Below are 275 nucleotides of genomic sequence, written 5' to 3'. Positions count from 1 at the left end.
AGGTAATGTCACGCTTGGCAGCTTAAGAGTACGCCAAGATCATCTTATTGCTCGAGGGCTAACGGCTGGTTGGCCTGATCGTAAAGCCGCTGCTGATGCCGCCATGGCATTGTCGCTGCCCGTATTCGCCAGTTAGCAGCGCATGAAGTGGGCCATACCCTAGGGCTTGACCATAACTTTGCCGCATCAACAAACGATAATGCTTCAGTAATGGATTATCCGCATCCGTACGTGAGTATTCAAGGCGGTAAAATTAATATTGCCACGCCTTACAC

1 protein-coding gene is annotated in these 275 nt (G+C 50.2%); it reads left to right on the top strand.

What is annotated here, in order from left to right:
• Positions 1-108: 108 nt before the first annotated feature.
• Positions 109-275, top strand: a 167-nt coding sequence (locus AAEY88_RS13470; RefSeq protein WP_350563197.1) for a zinc-dependent metalloprotease, incomplete at its 3' end; no start/stop codon positions are given.

This window comes from Psychrobacter sp. CAL346-MNA-CIBAN-0220 (genome assembly GCF_040309805.1).
In the GTDB taxonomy this organism is placed as follows: domain Bacteria; phylum Pseudomonadota; class Gammaproteobacteria; order Pseudomonadales; family Moraxellaceae; genus Psychrobacter.
The sequence above is the reverse complement of the archived record's forward strand: the minus strand, read 5'-3'. Positions and strand labels throughout refer to the sequence as shown.